General features: G+C 70.6%; 20 protein-coding genes. 10 read left to right on the top strand and 10 right to left on the bottom strand.

From position 1 onward, the window contains the following. Positions 1-149 precede the first annotated feature (149 nt). Entirely contained in the window at positions 150-2,651 is a 2,502-nt protein-coding gene (locus tag ACFWW9_RS41380) for an FtsX-like permease family protein (protein WP_390388289.1), read from the bottom strand. Between the two features lie 105 nt (positions 2,652-2,756). On the opposite strand from ACFWW9_RS41380, the gene ACFWW9_RS41375 reads away from it, so the two are divergent. Further along, on the top strand, positions 2,757-3,272 hold the full coding sequence (locus ACFWW9_RS41375; RefSeq protein ID WP_390388287.1) for an NUDIX hydrolase: 516 nt from the start codon (positions 2,757-2,759) through the stop codon (positions 3,270-3,272). Positions 3,273-3,280: 8 nt separating this feature from the next. Continuing rightward, entirely contained in the window at positions 3,281-3,586 is a 306-nt protein-coding gene (locus tag ACFWW9_RS41370; RefSeq protein WP_390388293.1) for a DUF6191 domain-containing protein, read from the top strand. Here ACFWW9_RS41370 and ACFWW9_RS41365 read toward each other — a convergent pair. From ACFWW9_RS41365 to ACFWW9_RS41355, 3 genes are all read right to left on the bottom strand, one after another. Beyond that, complete coding sequence (locus ACFWW9_RS41365) at positions 3,540-4,217, bottom strand: hypothetical protein (protein WP_390388285.1); 678 nt, start codon at positions 4,215-4,217, stop codon at positions 3,540-3,542. The two genes, ACFWW9_RS41370 and ACFWW9_RS41365, sit on opposite strands and share 47 nt — an antisense overlap. A gap of 71 nt (positions 4,218-4,288) precedes the next feature. Next, positions 4,289-5,056, bottom strand: coding sequence for an ABC transporter permease (locus ACFWW9_RS41360; protein ID WP_390388283.1), 768 nt, complete (start codon positions 5,054-5,056; stop codon positions 4,289-4,291). After that, positions 5,053-5,961: an ABC transporter ATP-binding protein gene (locus ACFWW9_RS41355; RefSeq protein ID WP_390388280.1), complete on the bottom strand. Its 909-nt coding sequence runs from the start codon at positions 5,959-5,961 to the stop codon at positions 5,053-5,055. The genes ACFWW9_RS41360 and ACFWW9_RS41355 overlap by 4 nt, the downstream gene beginning before the upstream one ends. 109 nt (positions 5,962-6,070) lie before the next feature. Here ACFWW9_RS41355 and ACFWW9_RS41350 point away from each other — a divergent pair, with 109 nt between their 5' ends. Together ACFWW9_RS41350 and ACFWW9_RS41345 are read left to right on the top strand one after the other, a co-directional pair. Further along, on the top strand, positions 6,071-7,183 hold the full coding sequence (locus ACFWW9_RS41350; protein ID WP_390388278.1) for a sensor histidine kinase: 1,113 nt from the start codon (positions 6,071-6,073) through the stop codon (positions 7,181-7,183). Then, entirely contained in the window at positions 7,180-7,809 is a 630-nt protein-coding gene (locus tag ACFWW9_RS41345; RefSeq protein ID WP_390388276.1) for a response regulator, read from the top strand. Before ACFWW9_RS41350 ends, ACFWW9_RS41345 begins: the two co-directional genes overlap by 4 nt. Positions 7,810-7,870: 61 nt before the next feature. On the opposite strand, the gene arc is transcribed toward ACFWW9_RS41345, so the two are convergent. Then, complete coding sequence (gene arc / locus ACFWW9_RS41340) at positions 7,871-9,670, bottom strand: proteasome ATPase (RefSeq protein ID WP_390388273.1); 1,800 nt, start codon at positions 9,668-9,670, stop codon at positions 7,871-7,873. A gap of 596 nt (positions 9,671-10,266) precedes the next feature. On the opposite strand from arc, the gene ACFWW9_RS41335 reads away from it, so the two are divergent. Continuing rightward, the gene (locus ACFWW9_RS41335; RefSeq protein WP_390388271.1) at positions 10,267-10,677 is read left to right on the top strand and encodes a hypothetical protein; all 411 of its coding nucleotides are present in this window, start codon (positions 10,267-10,269) and stop codon (positions 10,675-10,677) included. A 51-nt stretch (positions 10,678-10,728) separates the two neighbouring features. On the opposite strand, the gene ACFWW9_RS41330 is transcribed toward ACFWW9_RS41335, so the two are convergent. The 4 genes from ACFWW9_RS41330 to ACFWW9_RS41315 all read right to left on the bottom strand — a co-directional run bounded on the left by ACFWW9_RS41330 (position 10,729) and on the right by ACFWW9_RS41315 (position 13,000). After that, entirely contained in the window at positions 10,729-10,845 is a 117-nt protein-coding gene (locus ACFWW9_RS41330; RefSeq protein ID WP_390388291.1) for a DUF397 domain-containing protein, read from the bottom strand. An 8-nt stretch (positions 10,846-10,853) separates the two neighbouring features. Then, complete coding sequence (locus ACFWW9_RS41325) at positions 10,854-11,729, bottom strand: DUF5753 domain-containing protein (protein WP_390388269.1); 876 nt, start codon at positions 11,727-11,729, stop codon at positions 10,854-10,856. A 146-nt stretch (positions 11,730-11,875) separates the two neighbouring features. Next, positions 11,876-12,703, bottom strand: coding sequence for a tRNA (adenine-N1)-methyltransferase (locus ACFWW9_RS41320; RefSeq protein ID WP_259630001.1), 828 nt, complete (start codon positions 12,701-12,703; stop codon positions 11,876-11,878). A gap of 81 nt (positions 12,704-12,784) precedes the next feature. Continuing rightward, positions 12,785-13,000 (bottom strand): hypothetical protein, encoded by a 216-nt coding sequence (locus ACFWW9_RS41315; protein ID WP_390388268.1) that lies wholly within the window; start codon positions 12,998-13,000, stop codon positions 12,785-12,787. Between the two features lie 143 nt (positions 13,001-13,143). Between ACFWW9_RS41315 and ACFWW9_RS41310 the strand changes: the two genes are divergently transcribed. Both ACFWW9_RS41310 and ACFWW9_RS41305 read left to right on the top strand, forming a co-directional pair. Then, positions 13,144-14,280, top strand: a complete 1,137-nt coding sequence (locus ACFWW9_RS41310; protein WP_390388266.1) for a sensor histidine kinase — start codon at positions 13,144-13,146, stop codon at positions 14,278-14,280. Beyond that, a complete protein-coding gene (locus ACFWW9_RS41305) occupies positions 14,277-14,942 on the top strand; it encodes a response regulator (RefSeq protein ID WP_390388264.1) in 666 nt (221 codons plus the stop codon). The genes ACFWW9_RS41310 and ACFWW9_RS41305 overlap by 4 nt, the downstream gene beginning before the upstream one ends. Here the strand turns inward: ACFWW9_RS41305 and ACFWW9_RS41300 are convergent. After that, positions 14,917-16,047 (bottom strand): site-2 protease family protein, encoded by a 1,131-nt coding sequence (locus tag ACFWW9_RS41300; protein ID WP_390388262.1) that lies wholly within the window; start codon positions 16,045-16,047, stop codon positions 14,917-14,919. The two genes, ACFWW9_RS41305 and ACFWW9_RS41300, sit on opposite strands and share 26 nt — an antisense overlap. A 403-nt stretch (positions 16,048-16,450) precedes the next feature. Here ACFWW9_RS41300 and ACFWW9_RS41295 point away from each other — a divergent pair, with 403 nt between their 5' ends. The 3 genes from ACFWW9_RS41295 (at position 16,451) to ACFWW9_RS41285 (ending at position 19,046) form a co-directional block, all read left to right on the top strand. Further along, entirely contained in the window at positions 16,451-17,341 is an 891-nt protein-coding gene (locus ACFWW9_RS41295; RefSeq protein ID WP_390388260.1) for a RecB family exonuclease, read from the top strand. Further along, positions 17,342-18,115, top strand: coding sequence for a thioesterase family protein (locus tag ACFWW9_RS41290; protein ID WP_390388258.1), 774 nt, complete (start codon positions 17,342-17,344; stop codon positions 18,113-18,115). A 106-nt stretch (positions 18,116-18,221) separates the two neighbouring features. Continuing rightward, positions 18,222-19,046, top strand: coding sequence for a family 16 glycosylhydrolase (locus ACFWW9_RS41285; RefSeq protein WP_390388256.1), 825 nt, complete (start codon positions 18,222-18,224; stop codon positions 19,044-19,046). Positions 19,047-19,136: the final 90 nt, after the last annotated feature.

The following is a 19,136-nucleotide window of genomic DNA, read 5'->3' as shown; positions in this document are numbered from 1 at the left end:
CCCAACGGTGCCGCGCTCCCCGCGGATTCATGCAAATCGGATATCTCGACCACTCCGGCAACTACCAGTCCGCCAACCTTCGTCACTCGGTTCACGTGATCCAGAATGGTCTGGACAAGTGGGTGCGGCGACGGTCATTCAGTCCAACATCACCCCGAGGCGAGCCCCGCGGCAGGCCGGATCCGCGACGCCCCGCGCGCCGGGCCGAACGCGGCGAGCACCGCCAGCACGACCACCGCGAGCCCGCCGAGCGCCAGCGACCCCCAGTCAGCGCTGGGGAACGTGGACACGCCCGCCGCGGCGATCGTGAGCTGGGCGTAGACCAGCCCGACCAGGCCGCCGCCGAGGACGCCGACCAGGGCGAGCAGCACCGCCTCGGCCACGATCCCGTGCTGGAGACCGCCCTTCGTCACGCCGAGAGCCCGCCGCAGCGCCAGTTCCTTGCGCCGTTCCTGCACGGAGATCGTGAGCGTGGTGCCGATCCCGGTGACCGCCACCGCGACCGACAGGCCCAGCAGCACCATCAGCATCACCGTCGCCAGGTCGAGGTAGCGCTGGTTCTGCGCGGCCTCGTCGACCGCCGTCTCGACCGCGACCGTCGGCGCGGACGCCAAGCCCGCCTGGACGGCCTTCTGGTACGCCGTCGGGTCCGCGCCCGGTTTGAGCGCCACGACCACGCTGGACGCGGGCCCGATCGTCGGGTCGGCGATCACGACCCCCGCGTAGCCGACGTAGTTGCCCGCGACGGTGCCGACCACCGTGACCGTGCGCGACCCGCCGGGCAGGCCGTCCAGCACCACCTGCTGACCCACCGCCGTGTTCCACGACTCCAGCACCCACTCGGACACCAGCGCGGTGCCGTCCCGGATGTCCGCGACCCCCGTGGCCCCGCTGTTCTCGGCGTTCAGCCACTCCGCCAACTGCTTCGGGTCCGCGCCCACGGCCGTGAACGGGTCGCCGTTGGCGCGCTTGCCCTCCGCGCGGTGCAGGACGGCCCGACCCGCCACCTCGGGGCGGTCGGTGATCTTGGCGATGTCACCGGGCAGCGGCCGTTCGCCGACGTCGGACACGACGACGTCGGGCCGGGGGTTCTGCGACAGCGCGGCCTCCATCTCGCGGGCCGTGCCGACGGTGACGGCGAAGAACGTGACCATCGCGGCGGCCAGCACGAGCGGCATCGCGACCGACGCGGACCGCTGCGGCTCCCGGCGCACCTCGGCGGCGGCGAGCTTCCAGTGCGCGCCGCCGACCTTCGCGGCGAGACCGCCGAACACCCGGCTCAACGCGGGCACGGCGACCGGCCCGAGCAGGCCGAACAGCCCCAGCACGCCGATGATCCCGGAGAACAGCACCAGGAACATCGCGGCGACCGTGCCCTTCGCCCCGACCGCGAGGAAGCCCATCCCGGCGGCGATGACCACGAGGACGATGCCGAACACCGTGCGGCGGCGGGCCACCGAGCGGTCCGGCGTCGCCCCCTCGGACGTCCGCAAGGCGGCCAGTGGCGACACCCGTGACGCGGCGAGGGAGGGCCGGAGTGCCGCGAACACGCTGAGGACCGCAGCCACGCTCGCGCCGAGGGCGACGTAGCCGAGGGTGGGCACGACGGAGGGGTTGAGTGCGGCCGTGCCGAACAGCTCCGAGATGCCGGTGGCGTCGAAGACCTTGGACAGCGCCATCGCGACCGGTCCGCCCGCCAGCGCGCCGAACGCGCCCGCGAGCGCGCCGGTGAGCAGCGCCTCGACCAGGTTGGCCACCACGAGGGGTTTGCGGTTCGCGCCGAGGCAGCGCAGCAGCGCGGTCTGGCGCTGGCGCTGGAGGTAGACGGCGCGGAACGTGGCCGCGGCGACGAAGGACGCAGTGGCGAGCGCGAGGATGGCGAACAGGATCAGGATCGCGGCCAGCGACCCGCTGTCGCCGGTGGAGCCCTCCCGGCGGTCCTCGTCGGCCACCTGCGACACCCGCAGCGCGGGTCCGACCGCGGCGGCGACGGCGGCCTGGTCACCGCCGACGACCTGGAGCTCCCGCACCTCGGGCTTCCGGTCCAGCTTGAGCGCCAGGTCCTCGCCGACCACGACGACGGCCTCGTCCGCGAGCCCGCCGCGCTTGGTGATCCCCCGGACCACCACGTCGAGCGGCTTGCCGTCCGCGTCGGCGACCTTCACCGTCGAACCGGGCCTCAGGTCGTACTTGGCGGCGGTGACCTTGTCGACGGCGATCTCGCCGTCCGCCGCGGGCGACCGCCCCTCGCCGATCGGGATGCGCCGCAGCCCGTCGCGGTCCACCTCGACGTCACCGGAGGCGCGGCGGACGCTCGCGCGGCCGTCCTGGAGCAGCAGGTCCACCCCGACTTGCCGGACCGGCACCACCCGTTGCACGCCCGGCACGGCCGCGATCTTGTCCGCCGCGGCCTGGTCCAACTTGGGCTGCTGGTCGAACGCGAGGTCCGGGTCGTGGACGACACCGACCTCCAGGGTCACCGCCGAGGGCACGACCGGGGCGCCCGCCTCCGCCGAGTCGACGATCACGTCGCTCAACACCAGCGAGGCGGTCAGGCACGCCACCCCGACGATCAGGGCGACACCGGGCAGCAGCGCGCGGCCGGGTCGGTGGCGGAACTCGGCGAGGCCGAGTCCGATCGTTGTGGGCAAAGCTCCTCCTCGTGACGGTGTTCGCCACGACGGTAGGAATCGGCGGCGTCGCCGGGCGTCGGCCCGTGGTAGCAATGAGGTGTACGACCACAGGAGGACACCCCGGTGACATCGGCACAGGAACTGGTCGCCGTCTTCGACGACGACGGCACCCCGCGCCCCGGCGCGCCGCGCGGGTTGGTGCGCGAGCAGGGCCTCTGGCACGCGTGCGCCACGATCCTGGTGCGGTCCCTGGACGGCGGGCGCGTGTACGTGCACCAGCGCACCGACACCAAGGACGTGTACCCCGGCCTCTACGACTGCTGGGCGGGCGGCGTCCTGGCCGACGGCGAGGACCCGGCCGAGTGCGCGGAACGGGAACTGGCCGAGGAACTGGGCGTGCGCGGCGTGCCGCTGACCCCGTCGTTCACCGCGCGGTTCGTCGACCCGCCGATCCGCTACCTCGCCCACGTCTACGAGGCCCGCACGGACGGCCCGTTCACCCACCAGCCGGAGGAAGTGGCCGCGGGCTGGTGGATGACGCTGGACGACCTGGTGGAGAAGGTCGACGACCCGGACTGGCCCGTGGTCCCGGACGGCCGCGCGCTGTTCCACCAGTGGCTCGCCCGCCAGGAGGCCTGACCGTGGGAATGCTGTTCGCCCTGTCGATCCCCGGCCTGGCCTGTCTGCTGTTCCTGCTGGCCGTCGGCGAGCGCGTGGTCCGCTGGATCCGCCGCCGCCGTGGCGAGGCGCCCGTGCTCAGCGGGGCGGCGTTCGACCAGGTGACGCTGCTGTTCTACGCCACCAAGCAGGCCGAGCTGGACCAGCGGCAGACCGACTCCATGCTGCGCGACGAGGAGGCCGAGGCCGCGCCACCGCGTGGCGCGATCGACCTCGACGGCGGCGTGGTCAGGCTTTCGCCAACAGACCCGCGGCGGCGCCCGCCAACCGCGTGACGACGTCCCGCGCGCGGTCGACGCTGATCGTCTCCATCCGCAGGGTGATCGTCAGGTCGTCCTTGGCCAGCACGGCCGTGCACGCCCCGCGGCCACCGGCCAGCTCCTCGCACCAGCCCACGGCGTCGTCCACTCCGGACAGTCCGGCGAACTCGACCTCGGAGCACGTCAACGCCTGGCGCACGGCCGTCGTGGCGGACTTCGCCTGCCCCTTGGGGTAGGCGGCGATCCGCTGCTCCAGCTTGCTCGCGCCGCTCTGGCTGCGGGTGGCGACCCGGTACCCGTCCGCCACCCGGCCGGGGGCGCTGACCTGCTTGCCGCACACGGCTTCCGCGGTCGAGGGCGCGGCGGCGGCCGACTCCCGCACCTCCAGCCCGTCGTCGGTCAGCGCGGGCTGCGGCAGCGCCAGCGCGGCGAACTCCGCCACGGGACGGGGCTTCGCGCTGGGCGCTGCGGACGAGGACGACGGCGCGGCGGCCGCGACCTTGGCCGTCGCGCTCGTGGAGGTCGTCGTCGTGGTGGTGACCGGGCCGTCCTGGGCGAACCCCCGTCGCAACGGCCGCTGCTCCACGGAGCACCCGGTCAGAACAAGGCTGGTCGCGACGACGACCGCGACGTGCGCGCGACGCAAGGCTGTCCTCCAAGCTCGGTGATCTCCGAGAACCTAGCGGCTCGCGCCGCGCGCGGAACGTCCGGGTCGCCTCAGGCGTCCCGCCGCGCCAGCGCCACCGCCCCGGCGGCCAGCGCCACGACCGGGTACGCGAGCAGCACCGCGAGCGCCCAGCCGGGCGTCAACGGGGCGTGGTCGATCGCCCCGGAGAACTGCGGCGTCAGGTAGAGCGGGGTCACCGCCACCAGCCGGTTGTTCCACGGCGCGGGCAGCAGCACGGCGACCATCGGCAGCACGAACATCAGGAAGCACAGCGTCGTCAACGCGCCCGCGGTCGACCGCAACAGCGTCCCGAACCCCAGCCCCACCAACGCCAGCACCGCGATGGACATCCCGTTGGCCAGCACCGACGGCAGCGCGGCGGCGAGCCCGTCGAACTGCGCCAGCGGGGCGGGCCGGTCACCGATGATCACCGCGCCCACGCCGTAGGACGCGAACGAGACCAGCTCACCGAACAGCAGCCCGGCCCCGCCGACGACCGCGACCTTCGCCGCCAGCACGGACATCCGCCTCGGCACGGCGACGAGCACGGTCCGGATCATCCCGCCGGTGTACTCGGACGTGACCACCAGCGCGCCGATCACGCCCGCGGCGAACTGGGTGAACGGCATGACGAACACGCTCGGGTCGGCCGACGCGAACACCGCCCGCAGCTCGGGCGTGGACCGGTCGTAGTCGGCCGTCATCAAGGAGGAGATGACCGCGCCGAGCGCCAGCGCGAGCACCGCCGTCAGCACCAGGTAGTAGGTCGACCGCACGGTCCGGACCTTGAGCCACTCCGAGGCCACCACGTCGATCACCGCGCCACCGCTTCCGTCCGGAACTCCACGCTGTCCTCGGTCAACTCCAGGTAGGCGTCCTCCAGGGACGCGCTGCGCGGGGTCAGCTCGTGCACCGCGATCCGCCGGTCGGCGGCCGCGTCCGCGATCCCGGCCGCGTCGAGCCCCTGCACGACGAGCGCGTCCCCCTCCTCCGCGACCCTCGCCCCGGCGCGCTCCAGCACCCGCCGCAGCCCGGCCGGGTCGGGGGTCCGCACCAGGACGTCCCGGCGGAACCGGTCGGCCAGGTCCTTCATCGACGTCTCGACGATCAGCCGTCCGCGCCCGATCACCACGACCCGGTCCGCGGTCACGGCCATCTCGCTCATCAGGTGGCTCGACACCAGCACGGTCCGGCCCTCGGCGGCCAGGCCGCGCATCAGGTCCCGGATCCAGCGGATGCCCTCCGGGTCGAGGCCGTTGACCGGCTCGTCGAACAGCAGCACGCCCGGATCGCCCAGCAGTGCGGCCGCCACCCCCAGCCGTTGCTTCATGCCCAGCGACAGGGCCGACACCCGCCGCCCGGCGGCGCCCGCCAGGCCGACCTGCTCCAGCACCTGGACCACGCGGGCGGTCCCGATGCCGTTGCTCCGCGCCAGGCAGCGCAGGTGGTTCACGGCGGACCGGCCGCCGTGCACGGCGTTGGCGTCCAGCAGCGCCCCCACCTCGACCATCGGCCGCCGGATGTCGGCGTACCGCCTGCCGTTGACCAGCGCCGACCCGGACGTCGGCGTGTCCAGCCCCAGCACCGCCCGCATGGTCGTCGACTTGCCCGCGCCGTTCGGCCCGAGGAACCCGGCGACGTACCCCGGTCGGACCTCGAACGACAACCCGTCGACCGCTCGCACAGCGCCGTAGCGCTTGCTCAACTCCCGTACCTCGATCATGGCCGGAACCCTGTCGGCTCCGGGCGGCGAGCGGATCGGACCACGGCCCGGAGCCGGGATCGGACCACGGTCCGATCCCCGCGCCGCGCCCCGCCGCTACGGTCGGCGGGTGACTGCACCTCCCCGCCTGGTCAAATGGCTGCCGGTCGCGTACACGGTCGCCGTGGACGTGGCCGCCGCCGTCGCGGCGGTCCTGGTGTACCTGACGTTCGTGGAGCTGACCCACGGGCCCGTCCCGTTCGGCTACCTGCTGGCCGTCCTGGTGGGCGCTCCGCTGGCCGTGCGCCGGAAGTGGCCGCTGGCCGCGTACGCGGTGGTCGTCGTCGCCCAGAACACCGCGACGCTGCTCCACATCACCCTCGAGGTGTACACGCCGACGCTGTTCGCGCTGTACATGGTCGCGGTGCTGCTGCCCCGCCGTGTCTCGGCCCTGGCCGTGGCGGCGGGCGCGGCGCTGACGGCCGTGTGCGTGGCCATCTCCGAGCCGTGGCCGGACGACCTGGGCATCACCTCGGTGGTGTGGCTGCTGATGGCCGCCGTCTGGGCGCTCGGCTGGACGACCAGGGTCCGCCGGTCCTACCTCGCGAAGACCGCGGAGGAGGCGGCGGAGCGCGCGTTGACCGAGGAGCGGATGCGGATCGCGCGGGAACTCCACGACATCGTCGCCCACAGCCTGACGATGATCGCCGTGAAGGCGGGCGTGGCCCACCACGTGGCCGACGACAACCCGACGGAGGCACGGGAGGCGTTGCGGGTCATCGAGCAGACCAGCCGGGGAACGCTCACCGAGATGCGCCACCTGCTGGGCGTGCTGCGCTCCTCGGACACCCCGGACCTGTCCCCCGTGCCCGGCCTGGCCGACCTGCCCGCGCTGGTGGACCGGGCGGCGATGGCAGGCGTGCCGGTCACCCTCACCCTCGCCGACGCGGAGTCGCTGCCGGAGGGCGTGGCCCTGACCGTGTACCGGATCGTCCAGGAGTCGGTGACGAACGTGGTCAAGCACGCCGCGCCCGCCGAGTGCGCGGTCACGATCGCCGTCGACGACGGCACGGCGACCGTCGAGGTCATCGACAACGGCCGGGGCGAACGGGTCCTGCCGGGCGGCGGCGGACACGGCCTGGCGGGCATGAACGAGCGCGTGGCGATGTACGACGGCACGTTCCACGCGGGCCCGCTGCCCCAGGGCGGCTTCCGCGTGACGGCGGAACTGCCGTTCGCATGATCAAGGTCATGATCGTCGACGACCAGGCCCTCCTCCGCGGCAGCTTCCGCCTGCTCGTGGACTCCGCACCGGACCTCACGACCGTGGGTGAGGCGGCCAACGGCCGTGAAGCGGTGGCCTTGGCCGCGACCACCGTCCCGGACGTGGTCCTGATGGACATCCGCATGCCGGAGATGGACGGCATCGAGGCCACCACCCACCTCTCCCCGACGTCGAAGATCCTCATCCTGACCACCTTCGACCTCGACGCCTACGTCTACGCGGCACTGAGGGCGGGTGCGAGCGGCTTCCTGCTGAAGGACACCCCACCGGTGGAACTGCTGTCCGCGATCAGGACGATCGCCGCGGGCGAAGCCCTCCTGGCCCCCACGGTGACCAAAAGGCTCATCAATGAATTCTGCGCAAAACCGGAAAGACTCCCCACGAAATCCCTTGAGGGCGTCACGGACCGCGAAAAAGAAGTCCTGCTCCTGATAGCCAAGGGCCTTTCGAATACCGAAATCACCCAACGACTACACCTGAGCGTGGGCACGGTGAAAACCCACATAGGCCGCCTGCTCCACAAACTCCAAGCCCGCGACCGCGCCCAACTCGTGATCACCGCCTACGAGTCCGGCCTGGTCTGACCCGAACACGGCGAAGCCCGCCCCTCCCCGGAGGGACAGGCGGGCTTCGTCGTGACTCGTGCTACAGGTACTGGCCGGTGTTGGTGGCCGTGTCGATCGCCCTGCCGGACTCCGTGCTCTTCCCGGTGACGAGGGTGCGGATGTAGACGATCCGCTCCCCCTTCTTGCCGGAGATGCGAGCCCAGTCGTCCGGGTTCGTGGTGTTGGGCAGGTCCTCGTTCTCGGCGAACTCGTCGACGATCGCGGCCAGGAGGTGTCGCACGGACAGACCCGGCTGCTTGGTGTCCAACAGGGCCTTGATGGCGGCCTTCTTGGCGCGGTCGACGATGTTCTGGATCATGGCGCCGGAGTTGAAGTCCCGGAAGTACAGGACCTCCTTGTCACCGTTCGCGTAGGTGACCTCCAGGAACCGGTTCTCCTCCGACTCCTCGTACATGCGCTCCACGGTGTGCTGCACCATGCCCTCGATGCACGCCTTCGGGTCCCCGCCGAACTCGGCGAGGTCGTCGGCGTGGATCGGGAGGTCGGGCGTCAGGTACTTGTTGAAGATGTCCATCGCGCCCTCGGCGTCCGGACGCTCGATCTTGATCTTCACGTCGAGTCGGCCCGGTCGGAGGATGGCCGGGTCGATCATGTCCTCGCGGTTGGAGGCGCCGATCACGATGACGTTCTCGAGGCCCTCGACGCCGTCGATCTCCGACAGCAGCTGCGGCACGATCGTCGTCTCCACGTCGGACGACACACCGGAACCGCGGGTGCGGAAGATCGAGTCCATCTCGTCGAAGAACACGATGACGGGCGTGCCCTCGGAGGCCTTCTCCCGAGCCCGCTGGAAGATCAGGCGGATGCTCCGCTCGGTCTCGCCGACGAACTTGTTCAACAGCTCCGGACCCTTGATGTTGAGGAAGTAGGACTTGGCCTGCTTCCCGGTCTCACCTCGGGCCTCGAGCACCTTCTTCGCCAACGAGTTGGCGACCGCCTTCGCGATCAGGGTCTTGCCGCAGCCGGGAGGGCCGTACAGCAGGACGCCCTTCGGCGGCCGGAGCTTGTACTCCCGGAACAGGTCGGCGTGCAGGAACGGCATCTCCACCGCGTCGCGGATCTGCTCGATCTGGCGACCGAGACCACCGATGTCGGTGTAGAGGACGTCCGGCACCTCCTCCAGCACGAGGTCCTCGACCTCGGCCTTGGGAACCCGCTCGTAGGCGAAGCCCGCCTTCGAGTCGACCAGCAGCGAATCGCCGATCTTCAACGGCGAGTCGATCAGCGGCTGGGCCAGCCAGACGACCCGCTCCTCGTCGGCGTGGCCGACGACGAGCGCGCGCTGGACGGAGTTCTCCGGCTCGATGCCCTCGAGGATCTCGCGCAGCGTGCAGACCTCGCCGGTCTGCTCGAAACTGCCTCCCTCGACGACCGTGAGTGCCTCGTTCAGGCGCACCGACTGCCCGCGCACCAGCGATGGGGACTCCACCGCAGGCGAGACGGACACCCGCATGCGACGGCCTGAGGTGAACACGTCCACCGTGCCGTCTTCGAACTGCTCGAGGAATACGCCGTAGCCGCTCGGCGGTTGGGCCAGGCGGTCGACCTCCTCGCGCAGGGCCAGCAGTTGGCCACGTGCCTCTCGGAGGGTGTCAATGAGCTTCGTGTTGCGCTCGGTCAATTGGCTGACGCGCTCGGATGCCTCGGCCAATCGCTGCTCCAGCAGGCGGACGTGTCGCGGTGACTCCGTCAGCTTGCGGCGCAGCAGCGCGATCTCGTCCTCGAGGAACCTGACCTGCGCTGTCAGCTCATCTGAGTTGTTGCCCGTGTTCAGCTCGCCACCCTCATCGGGTTGGCTGCCGGGATGACCGTGCTGCATGTCGGCACCCTCCTCCCGTGTTCGTATCAGCAACGGTACCGGCGATCACCGACAAAAGCGGCTATCCCCAAGGTCATCGAGAGTCGTGTGGCGTCACCGACGACCCTCCCAAGGGGATGGACTGCTCCATCTCGGTGTCAGGAGGAACCACCCACCCGCTACCGTGCGTCTTGTACTCGTACACCGGCGTGTTACCCGGCAGTGTCCCCGCCACCAGCGGCAAGTTCTAGGAGAACGTGATGTCCGTCCCGCCGCAGCAGCCTGGTCCTTACGGTCAGCAGCCGGATCCGCAGGGTCGGCAACCAGGGCAATTCGGCCAGCAGCCGGGGTTCGGCCAGCAGCCGGGCGGGTATCCTCCTCAGCCCCAGGGCTTCCCACAGGGTGGACAGCAGCCCGGTTACGGCCCCCCTTCCGGGGGTTTTCCACCTCAGCAGGCCCAGGGCCAGCCCGGTTACGGCCAGCAGCCATACGGCCAGCAGGGCCAGTACGGGCAGCAGCCGTACGGCCAACCGGGTGGTTTCGGCCAACCCGGCCTTCCGGGGCAGCCCTACGGGCCTCCGAAGGGCAAAAGTCCCGTCCTGTGGATCGTCCTGGGTGTGGTCGTCCTGCTCGTCCTGGGCGGGGGCGCGGCGTTCTTCCTGCTGAAGGGCGGCTCGGCCAAGGCCGTCGCGGAGTCGATGGTGTCCGAGCTCAACAAGGGCAAGGACATGAACGTCGACACCCTCCTGTCGCTGAGCTGCAAGGCCGACGCGGACAAGATCAAGGAGCTGCCGAAGTCGGTCCCGAGCAACGCGGGTGAACAGTTCAAGGACATCAAGACCGAGTTCGCGGTGACCGACGTGAAGGAATCCGGCGACACGGCCACCGCCACGCTCACGGTCAAGTTCTCGAACGTGCCCGAGGAGTTCAAGAGCGTCATCAAGGACGACTCGACCACCATGAAGCTGCTCAAGGAAGACGGCGACTGGAAGGTCTGCGGGACCTTCAACCCCGACACCTCGAAGTAGCCCGGTCGCGGGCCGTGCGGACACCCCTCCGCACGGCCCGGTACCCCCACTTCATCGAAGGTCGACCAGAAACGCCCTCCACAGGACCACGGGGAACGCAAGCACGGGTCCGGCGGCATTCTTGGAGTCCCGCACAGCCACCCAGCCAACTCCTGTGCCCCTGGTCATAGCGAACGTCATCGGTCATAGGCATCCGCCCAGCGGGCGAGCACCGACCGCGATTGCTCCGCGTCCAGTGACATGGCCTCGAGAGCCGCCTGTTTGCGCCGGCAGACTTCGATCGACCTCGGTTCGTCGGCGAAGACGGTCGCGACATCCGTCTCGCAGTACGCGACCGGGCCGACGGACTTCGCGAAGGTCATCAGGTTGAACGAGTTCACCAGAGCCGGATGACCGGGACTCGACAACGGGATCACCCGAATCGTCACCCGAGCCCACTTGCACAAAAAGGCGAGATGCATCATCTGGTCGTGCATGACCTGGTTGCACGTGATCACGGTGCGCAAGGCGATCTCATGGATGAAGAAGGTCGCCTCGGGCGAGTGGTCCCCCGCGAGGACCGACTGGCGATCCATCCGAGCCTCGATCCTGAAGTCTTGCTCATCCGGCGTGGAGCCGCCGTCCGGATTGATCACCGCACCGGCGTAGACCCTGGTCTGGAGCAAACCCGGAATGAGCATCGGGTCGTATTTGCACATGGTCCGCGCGGCGCGCTCATGGATCATCAAGCAGCGCAGGTTGTCCGAGAGCAGCCCATCGTGCGTTCGGAGAAAGTGACCCGTGTCCTGCTCGTTGACCATCCGTTGGACGCGTTCCCTGGTCTTGGGATCGACGCCCAGTCTGCCCAGCAGGGTCCCGTAGTCCCAATCGCTGGTGCCCCGCCAGCCGTGTTCCAGCTTGCTGAGCTTCCCTGGACTCCACCCCCACTCCGCGGCGAGCGCCGTCGCCTTCAGCTTCGCGCGCTTGCGGGCGTGCAGCAGTTCCCACCCCAATTCACGGGTGCGTGCGGTCGTGGGACGAGAGCGGTGGTTGTCCCCCAGATCGGCTTCCATAATCACCAAGCTAGCGACCCTCGGAATGGAAAGCAGCGTCGAACACCATTGTCCACTCAAAAAGGTCACCTGGGGAAAAATATGACCGCCGGTCAAATTCCCCGAGCTCGAAAGGGCCGACCCGCGAGCCGACCCCTTCGACGAACTCAGCCCTTCGACGGCCTGCGCTGCGGGCGGGGCGGGGTGACGCCGTCGGCCAGGCGGCGGGTCGTCAGGAGGAACGCGGTGTGCGCGATCATCCGGTGCTCCGGCCGCACGGCCAGCCCCACGGTGTGCCACGGGCGGACGAGGGTCTCCCACGACTGCGGCTCGGTCCAGTGCTGCTGCTCGCGCAGCGCCTCGCACACCTTGGACAGCTGCGTCGTGGTCGCCACGTACACGACCAGCACCCCACCGGGGATCAGGTTCTTCGACACCGTCTCCAGCTGCTCCCACGGCGAGAGCATGTCCAGCACCACCCGGTCGACCTCACCGGTGTGCGTGGCCAGGTCGGCCACGGTCAGGTGCCAGTTGCCGGGACGCTCGCCGAAGAACTGCTCGACGTTGCGGATCGCGTGGTCCGCGTGGTCCTGGCGCACCTCGTAGGAGATGACGCTGCCCTTCTCCCCCACCGCCCGCAGCAGCGAGCAGGTGAGCGCGCCGGAGCCCGCACCGGCCTCCAGCACGCGCGCGCCGGGGAAGACGTCGCCGTACATGACGATCTGCGCGGCGTCCTTCGGGTAGATCACCTGGGCGCCGCGCGGCATGGACAGGACGTAGTCCGCCAGCAGGGGCCGCAGGGCCAGGAAGGAGGTGCCCCCGACCGACTGGATCACCGAGCCCTCGGGCTCGCCGATCAGCTTGTCGTGCGGCAGCGCGCCGCGGTGGGTGTGGTACTCCTTGCCCGGTTCGAGCACGATCGTGTAGTGCCGTCCCTTCGGGTCGGTCAACTGCACCCTGTCACCGGGGCGGAACGGGCCACTGGCGGTGCTCACCGCGGGAAACCTCCTGCTACGTGCGGAACTGAACAGCGCACGATGGTCTCAGGGGCCGCGATGAGCACCGACACCGGGAGGTCACGTCCAGCGGATGACGCTCTTGGTGCCGAAGAACGCGAGGAGGCCGCCGACGATCACGAAGGCGATGGCCACGGGCAGGCTCATCGGCTCCGGGACGTACAGCGCGAGGAACCAGCTCTTCGACTGCACGTTCGCGGCGAGGAAGATGATGGGCAGGATGCCCTGCGGGATCAGCATGACGAACCCGAGGACCTGGGCGATGATCGCGATCATGACTGCCTCCTGGGCTGCCGTTGTCGGTTGCGTTGACATCAGCCTGCTCGGTCGGGCGGCCCTTGTAGTCCTCCGGTCGTACCGGCGGGGTGTCATCACTTCGTAGGACTCGCCCGACCGGCGCCGTGTGCTGTGATGGCCGGGTGCGCCGACTCCCCGCCCCAGCCCGCGACGCGATCATCGCGACCGCGTGCTTCGGCGTGGGCGCGCTGCTCTACCGGTTCGACCTGTACGAGCTGTGGGCGGGCCCGTCGGACGTGCCGCTGGGCTGGCGCCTGCTCGTCCTGTGCATCGCGTGCGTGGGCCAGCTCTTCCGCACGCGCGCGCCCCTCGTGGGCGCGTTCATCGCGCTCTCCGCGGCGTCCGTGGACGTGGCGCTCGGGCTGAGCGCGCCGGTGATCATCGTGCTGATGGACCTGCTGCACATGGCCACGCTGCGCGGGTCCAAGCGCACCGGCCAGCTCATCATCGGGCTGGTGGTGACCACGGCGGTCGGCATCGCGGTGGGCATCGCGCTGACGGTCGAGGGCTGGCGCACGGCGGTCGGGTCGGGCCTCCAGATCTTCTCGGTGCTGGTCATGCCGGTGTGGTGGGCGGTCAACCTGCGCCAGATGCGGAGCAACACCGAGCAGCTCGCCCGGATCGCGGAGCTGGACCGCCGGGCGGCCGTGACGGCGGAGCGCGCCCGCATGGCGCGCGACCTGCACGACGTGATCGCCGGGCACCTCTCGGCCATCGCGATCCAGTCCGAGGCCGCGCTGTCGATGGGCGAGCGCGACCCGAAGACCGTGCGGAAGGTGCTGAGGTCCGTGCGGGCGAACAGCATCCAGTCGCTGAGCGAGATGCGGATGATGATCGACGTGCTGCGCGCGGACGACGAGGCGCTGGACGAGCCCGCGTCGGCGCGGCTGAGCGAGCTGGCGACGCTGGTCGAGTCCGCGCAGGCGGCCGGGCTGAGGGTGGTGATGTCCGGTGAGCTGCCCGACGAGCTGCCGATAGCCGTCGACCTGGCCGCGTACCGGATCCTCCAGGAGTCGCTGACCAACGCGATGAAGCACGCGCCGGGCGCGAAGGTCGACATCGTCTGGATGACCGAGGCCAGGGGGATCACGCTCCTGGTGGACAGCGAGTGGCGCGGCAGATCGGCGAAGCGCGGGACCGGGAGCGGGCTGGTCGGCATGTCGGAGCGGGCGCAGGCCGTGGGCGGCACGCTCGACGCGGGCCGGGTCGACGACCGGTGGCGGGTCCGGGCCGAGTTGCCGACGGCGGGAGAGGCATGAGCACGCGAGTTCTGGTGGCCGACGACCACTCGGCCATCAGGTCCGGGTTGGTGATGATCCTCGGCAGCGGCGAGGGCATCGAGGTGGTCGGCGAGGCGGCGGACGGCGCGGCGGCCGTCCGGATGGCGCGCTCGTTGAAGCCCGACGTGGTGCTGATGGACATCCGCATGCCGGGCATGGACGGGATCGCCGCCACCAAGGAGCTGGTGGACGACGGCGTGTGCCACGTGCTGGTGCTGACGACGTTCGACATGGACGAGTACGTGCACGGGGCGCTGAGGGCGGGGGCGGCGGGCTTCCTGCTGAAGTCCGTGGAGGCCGCCGCGCTGATCGACGCGGTGCGGCTGGTGGCGGCGGGCGACGGCGTGCTGGCGCCCAGCGTGACGCGGCGGCTGATGCGGGACTTCGCGGCCGTGGCGCCCCGGCAGGCGCAACGGCCGAAGTCGCTGGACCTGTTGACCGAGCGCGAGGCCGAGGTGTTGACGTGCCTCGGGGAGGGGTTGTCGAACCAGCAGATCGGGCGTCGGCTGCACATCGGCGAGACGACGGTGAAGACGCACGTGTCGCGCGTGCTGACCAAATTGGACCTGCGGTCCCGCGTGCAGGCGGCGATCCTCGCGCAGGACGCCGGTCTGGTCAGCGACGATCCAGCGCGGCCTTGAGGTCCTCCCGCCGGAGCACGCCCGAGGGCCGCCCGTCCATGTCGACGACCAGGAACTGCCAGGCCGCGGTGGCCTGGACCCGTTCCACGATCTCCTCGCCCGGCTCGTCGGCCAAGAGGACCGTCTCCGGCCGGATGGGGTCGGCGGCCTGCTCGGCCGGGGCCTGCGGCGACCGGGTGGAGAGCCTGCGCGCCATGTCCTGGTCCAGCAGTCCGACCGCCACGCCGTCCGCGCGCACGAGCACCACGCCCCGCCCGGCGGACGCGGTGAGCGCCCCGGACACCGGGCTCTCCGCGGGCAGTTGCAGCACGGGCTGCACCAGCTGCGCCAGCGTCAGCCCTTCCGGCCAGGTGCGCCGACGTTCGGCGGACAGCTCGCCCCGAGCACCCGCGATGACGAACCAGGCGGTCAGGACGCACACGCCGAACCGCACCCAGGCGTCGTCATCCCCTCGCCCGACGCCCCAGAGCGCCCAGGCCACCAGCGACACCGCCACCACGCCGCCACCCAGGACAGCGGCGCGCGTGCCCGCGGCCCGCCGACCGGTGATGGCCCAGATGCCTGCGCGAAGGATGCGACCACCGTCCAGCGGCAGTCCGGGAAGGAGGTTGAACACCGCCACCGCGGCGTTCGCGAACGCGGTCTGGGCGATGATCAACCACAGCGGCGTGCCCGGCTCCATGACCATCGCCGCCACCCCGAAGGCGGCGGCGAGCCCCACCGACACCACGGGCCCGGCAGCGGCGACCAGCCCTTCGTGGCCGGGTTTGGTGGGCGTCCGCATCATCTCGGACACACCACCGAGCAGGAACAACCGCAACCGCCGCACCGGCAACCCCAACCGGATCGCCGTCAACGAGTGCCCCAGCTCGTGCGCGAGCACCGACAGCCCCAGGAACAGCGTAAAAGTCGCCGCGATGAGGAACGCGTTGAGCGCGGCCACCTCGGGCAGCAGCCTGCCGACCAGCGGGGTGTAGATCAACACGATGGCCGCGGAGCCCAACCACCACGACGGGGCCAACAGCACGGGAACCCCCGCGGCCCGGAAGAGCAGCACGCCGCCATCGCGGTCGACCTGCCTTCGCCAACTGCCCGTCGTGGCCATCAGCGCAGCCTAAGGGGCCGGGTGTACGGCCGCCGTGACACATCCCCGACCAGCGACACCACCCCACCGAGCCCTTCGCACAGCCCGTCGACGAACGCCGGCAGGCCTGGGGGGTGGGGTGCCAACAGCACCAGAGCGCTGGAAGCAGTCCGGAGGGGTGCGCCAGGAGAATTCGCCGGGGGGCGCACGGTGCTGGGACCTGGGTGCCCGTGGCCGGCCAGCGCGGGGCATCGGGACGGGGCATCGGGACGGGGCATCGGGACGGGGCATCGGAGGGTCGCGGCGGGACACCGGGTGGGACTTCGCCGCGCCGGGCGATCTTGTGGTGAGAGCGGACACCTCCGAGCGGAGCGCGGGTGGAGGCGGTCCGGGACTGTCGGTGGTCTCCCCTATCGTTCGTCCCATGTCCGAACCAGCGGCGACGAGTGCGGTCGCGAGCAATGCCCGTCCGGTGCGTCGACCGGCGTTGTCGCCGTCGCGCGCTGGGGATTTCAAGCAGTGTCCGCTGCTGTACCGCTTCCGCGCCGTCGACCGGCTGCCCGAGGTCCCCACCAAGGCGCAGGTGCGGGGCACGGTCGTGCACGCCGTGCTGGAGGACCTGTTCGGGTTGCCCGCCTCCGAACGGACCCCCGAGGTCGCCAAGAACCTGCTCGGCCCCGCGTGGGAGCGGGTGAAGAACGAGCGTCCGGAGTTCGCCGGGCTGTTCTCGGGTGAGGACGCCGATCCGGCGCTCGACGAGTGGTTGCGGTCGGCCGACGGGCTGCTCGACGGGTACTTCGAGCTGGAGGACCCGCGGCGGTTCGAGCCGGACGCGCGGGAGCTGCTGGTGGAGTCCGAGCTGCCGTCCGGGGTGCTGCTGCGCGGGTACATCGACCGCGTCGACGTCGCGCCGACCGGCGAGATCCGGGTCGTCGACTACAAGACGGGGGCCGCGCCCCGGCTGATCGGCGAGGCCAAGGCGATGTTCCAGATGAAGTTCTACGCCTTGATGCTGTGGAAGCTGCGCGGCGTCGTCCCCCGGCAGTTGCGGCTGATGTACCTGGCCGACCGCCAAGCGCTCGCCTACACGCCGGACGAGGCGGAGTTGGGGCGGTTCGAGCGGACCCTGGAGGCCATCTGGGTGGCGATCCTGCGCGCGGGCAAGACCGGCGACTTCCGGCCGAACCCCAGCAAGCTGTGCGACTACTGCGACCACAAGGCGTTCTGCCCGGCGTTCGACGGGACACCCCCTCCCTACCCCGGCTGGCCCGAGCCGGACGGCAGTGTCGAGACCCCGCTGGACCGGGTGGACTAGATGACGGGCTTCTTCCGCCGCCTCGGCGACGACCGGTACCTCTCGACCGAGCACACGGCCGGGCCGTGGAGCACCGAGAGCCAGCACCTCGGTCCGCCGTCGGCGCTCCTGGTGCGGGAGTTGGAGAACTGCGCGCCCCGCGCGGACATGGTGTTGTCGCGGGTGGTGTTCGAGGTGCTCGGGCCGGTGCCCGTCGCGGAGCTGACGGTGTCGGCTTCCGTGCAACGGCCGGGCCGCTCGGTCGAGCTGCTGGTCGCCGAACTGGCGCACGACGGGCGTCCGGTGCTGCGCGCGCAGGCGTGGCGGATCAGCCGGGGCGACACGGCGGCCGTCGCGTCGGAGTTCTCCGGGATGCTGCCGGAGCCGCCCGCGTGCCCGCAGATGGAGATCAGCGACGACTGGTCGTGCGGGTACCTGGCCGCGGTGGACTGGCGGTCCGTCGACGGGAGCATGTTCACGGCCGGTGACGCGATCGTGTGGGGGAAGCCGCTGATGCCGACCGTGGAGGGCGAGGAGACGACGGCGTTGCAGCGGTTGTTCACGATCGCCGACTCGGCGAGTGGCGTGTCCAGCCGGTTGGACATCCGCAAGTGGTTCGCGATCAACACCGACCTGTCCGTGCACCTGCACCGGGAGCCGCAGGGGTCGTGGTTCGCGCTGGAGGCGTCGACGGTGATCGGGCCGGGCGGGGTCGGCGTGGCCACGAGCGTGGTGCACGACCTGCTGGGGCCCGTCGGTCGGACGGCGCAGTCGCTCTACGTCCGGGAGCGGTAGCACCCGTTGGCCGCTTGACCCGGCGGAAACACAGCGCAACACTGCTGGAACAAGCTGATGTGAGAGCGCTCCCACTGACGCCCCCTGCGTAGTCCGAGGAGGCACAGTGTCCACACTGCGTCGTGTTCTGCTCGTCGTGGCCGCGTTGCTGCTGGCCATACCGCTCGCCCCGCCCGCAAGCGCCGCGCCGGTGCTGGTGTGGTCCGACGAGTTCGACGGACCGTCCGGCACCAAGCCCAACAGCGCCAAGTGGGCCTACGACATCGGCAACGGCTCCGGCGGCTGGGGCAACAACGAACTCGAGGCGTACACGAACAAGACGTCGAACGTGGCCCTCAACGGCTCCGGCCAGCTCGTCATCACCGCCCGCCGGGAGAACTCCGGGATGGCGTGCTGGAACGGCGGCAACTGCCAGTACACGTCCGGCAAGCTGACCACCTACAACAAGATCGGCTGGACGTACGGCCGGATCGAGACCCGGATGAAGCTGCCCTACGGGCAGGGCATCTGGCCCGCGTTCTGGATGCTCGGCGCGAACATCGGCCAGGTCGGCTGGCCCAACTGCGGCGAGATCGACATCATGGAGAACATCGGCCGCGAGCCGAACACCGTGCACGGCACGATCCACGGCCCCGGCTACTCGGGCGCGGGCGGGATCGGGGCGGCGCGGCAGAACGGGCAGGCGTGGTCGGCGGCGTACCACACCTTCTCGATCAACTGGACGGCCAACAAGATCCAGTGGCTGGTCGACGGCACGGTCTACCAAACCAGGACGCCCGCGGACCTCGGCGGCCGCACCTGGGTGTTCAACAACAAGTTCTACCTGATCATGAACCTGGCCGTCGGCGGCCAGTGGCCGGGCAACCCGGACGGCTCCACGCAGTTCCCGCAGCAGCTCGGCATCGACTACGTGCGGGTCTACCAGGGCTAGCGGGACGGGGTGGGGCGGGCGGCGGCCGCCCCACCCCACACCCGCCAACAGGAATAACACCGCGCAGCACAGGTAGTAAGACAGGTGGAG

The organism is Umezawaea sp. NPDC059074, from assembly GCF_042738955.1.
In the GTDB taxonomy this organism is placed as follows: Bacteria; Actinomycetota; Actinomycetes; order Mycobacteriales; family Pseudonocardiaceae; genus Umezawaea.
Note: the sequence above shows the minus strand (reverse complement) of the source record. Positions and strands in the feature narration are given on the sequence as shown.

Excerpts from the sequence above, each read along its gene's own strand:
- arc (WP_390388273.1), bottom strand. The coding sequence starts at position 9,670 with ATGCAGCACGGTCATCCCGGCAGCCAACCCGATGAGGGTGGCGAGCTG.
- ACFWW9_RS41290 (WP_390388258.1), top strand. The coding sequence starts at position 17,342 with ATGACGGGCTTCTTCCGCCGCCTCGGCGACGACCGGTACCTCTCGACC.
- ACFWW9_RS41305 (WP_390388264.1), top strand. The coding sequence starts at position 14,277 with ATGAGCACGCGAGTTCTGGTGGCCGACGACCACTCGGCCATCAGGTCC.
- ACFWW9_RS41300 (WP_390388262.1), bottom strand. The coding sequence starts at position 16,047 with ATGGCCACGACGGGCAGTTGGCGAAGGCAGGTCGACCGCGATGGCGGC.
- ACFWW9_RS41330 (WP_390388291.1), bottom strand. The coding sequence starts at position 10,845 with ATGACCAGGGGCACAGGAGTTGGCTGGGTGGCTGTGCGGGACTCCAAG.
- ACFWW9_RS41295 (WP_390388260.1), top strand. The coding sequence starts at position 16,451 with ATGTCCGAACCAGCGGCGACGAGTGCGGTCGCGAGCAATGCCCGTCCG.
- ACFWW9_RS41325 (WP_390388269.1), bottom strand. The coding sequence starts at position 11,729 with ATGGAAGCCGATCTGGGGGACAACCACCGCTCTCGTCCCACGACCGCA.
- ACFWW9_RS41355 (WP_390388280.1), bottom strand. The coding sequence starts at position 5,961 with ATGATCGAGGTACGGGAGTTGAGCAAGCGCTACGGCGCTGTGCGAGCG.
- ACFWW9_RS41315 (WP_390388268.1), bottom strand. The coding sequence starts at position 13,000 with ATGATCGCGATCATCGCCCAGGTCCTCGGGTTCGTCATGCTGATCCCG.
- ACFWW9_RS41345 (WP_390388276.1), top strand. The coding sequence starts at position 7,180 with ATGATCAAGGTCATGATCGTCGACGACCAGGCCCTCCTCCGCGGCAGC.
- ACFWW9_RS41370 (WP_390388293.1), top strand. The coding sequence starts at position 3,281 with ATGCTGTTCGCCCTGTCGATCCCCGGCCTGGCCTGTCTGCTGTTCCTG.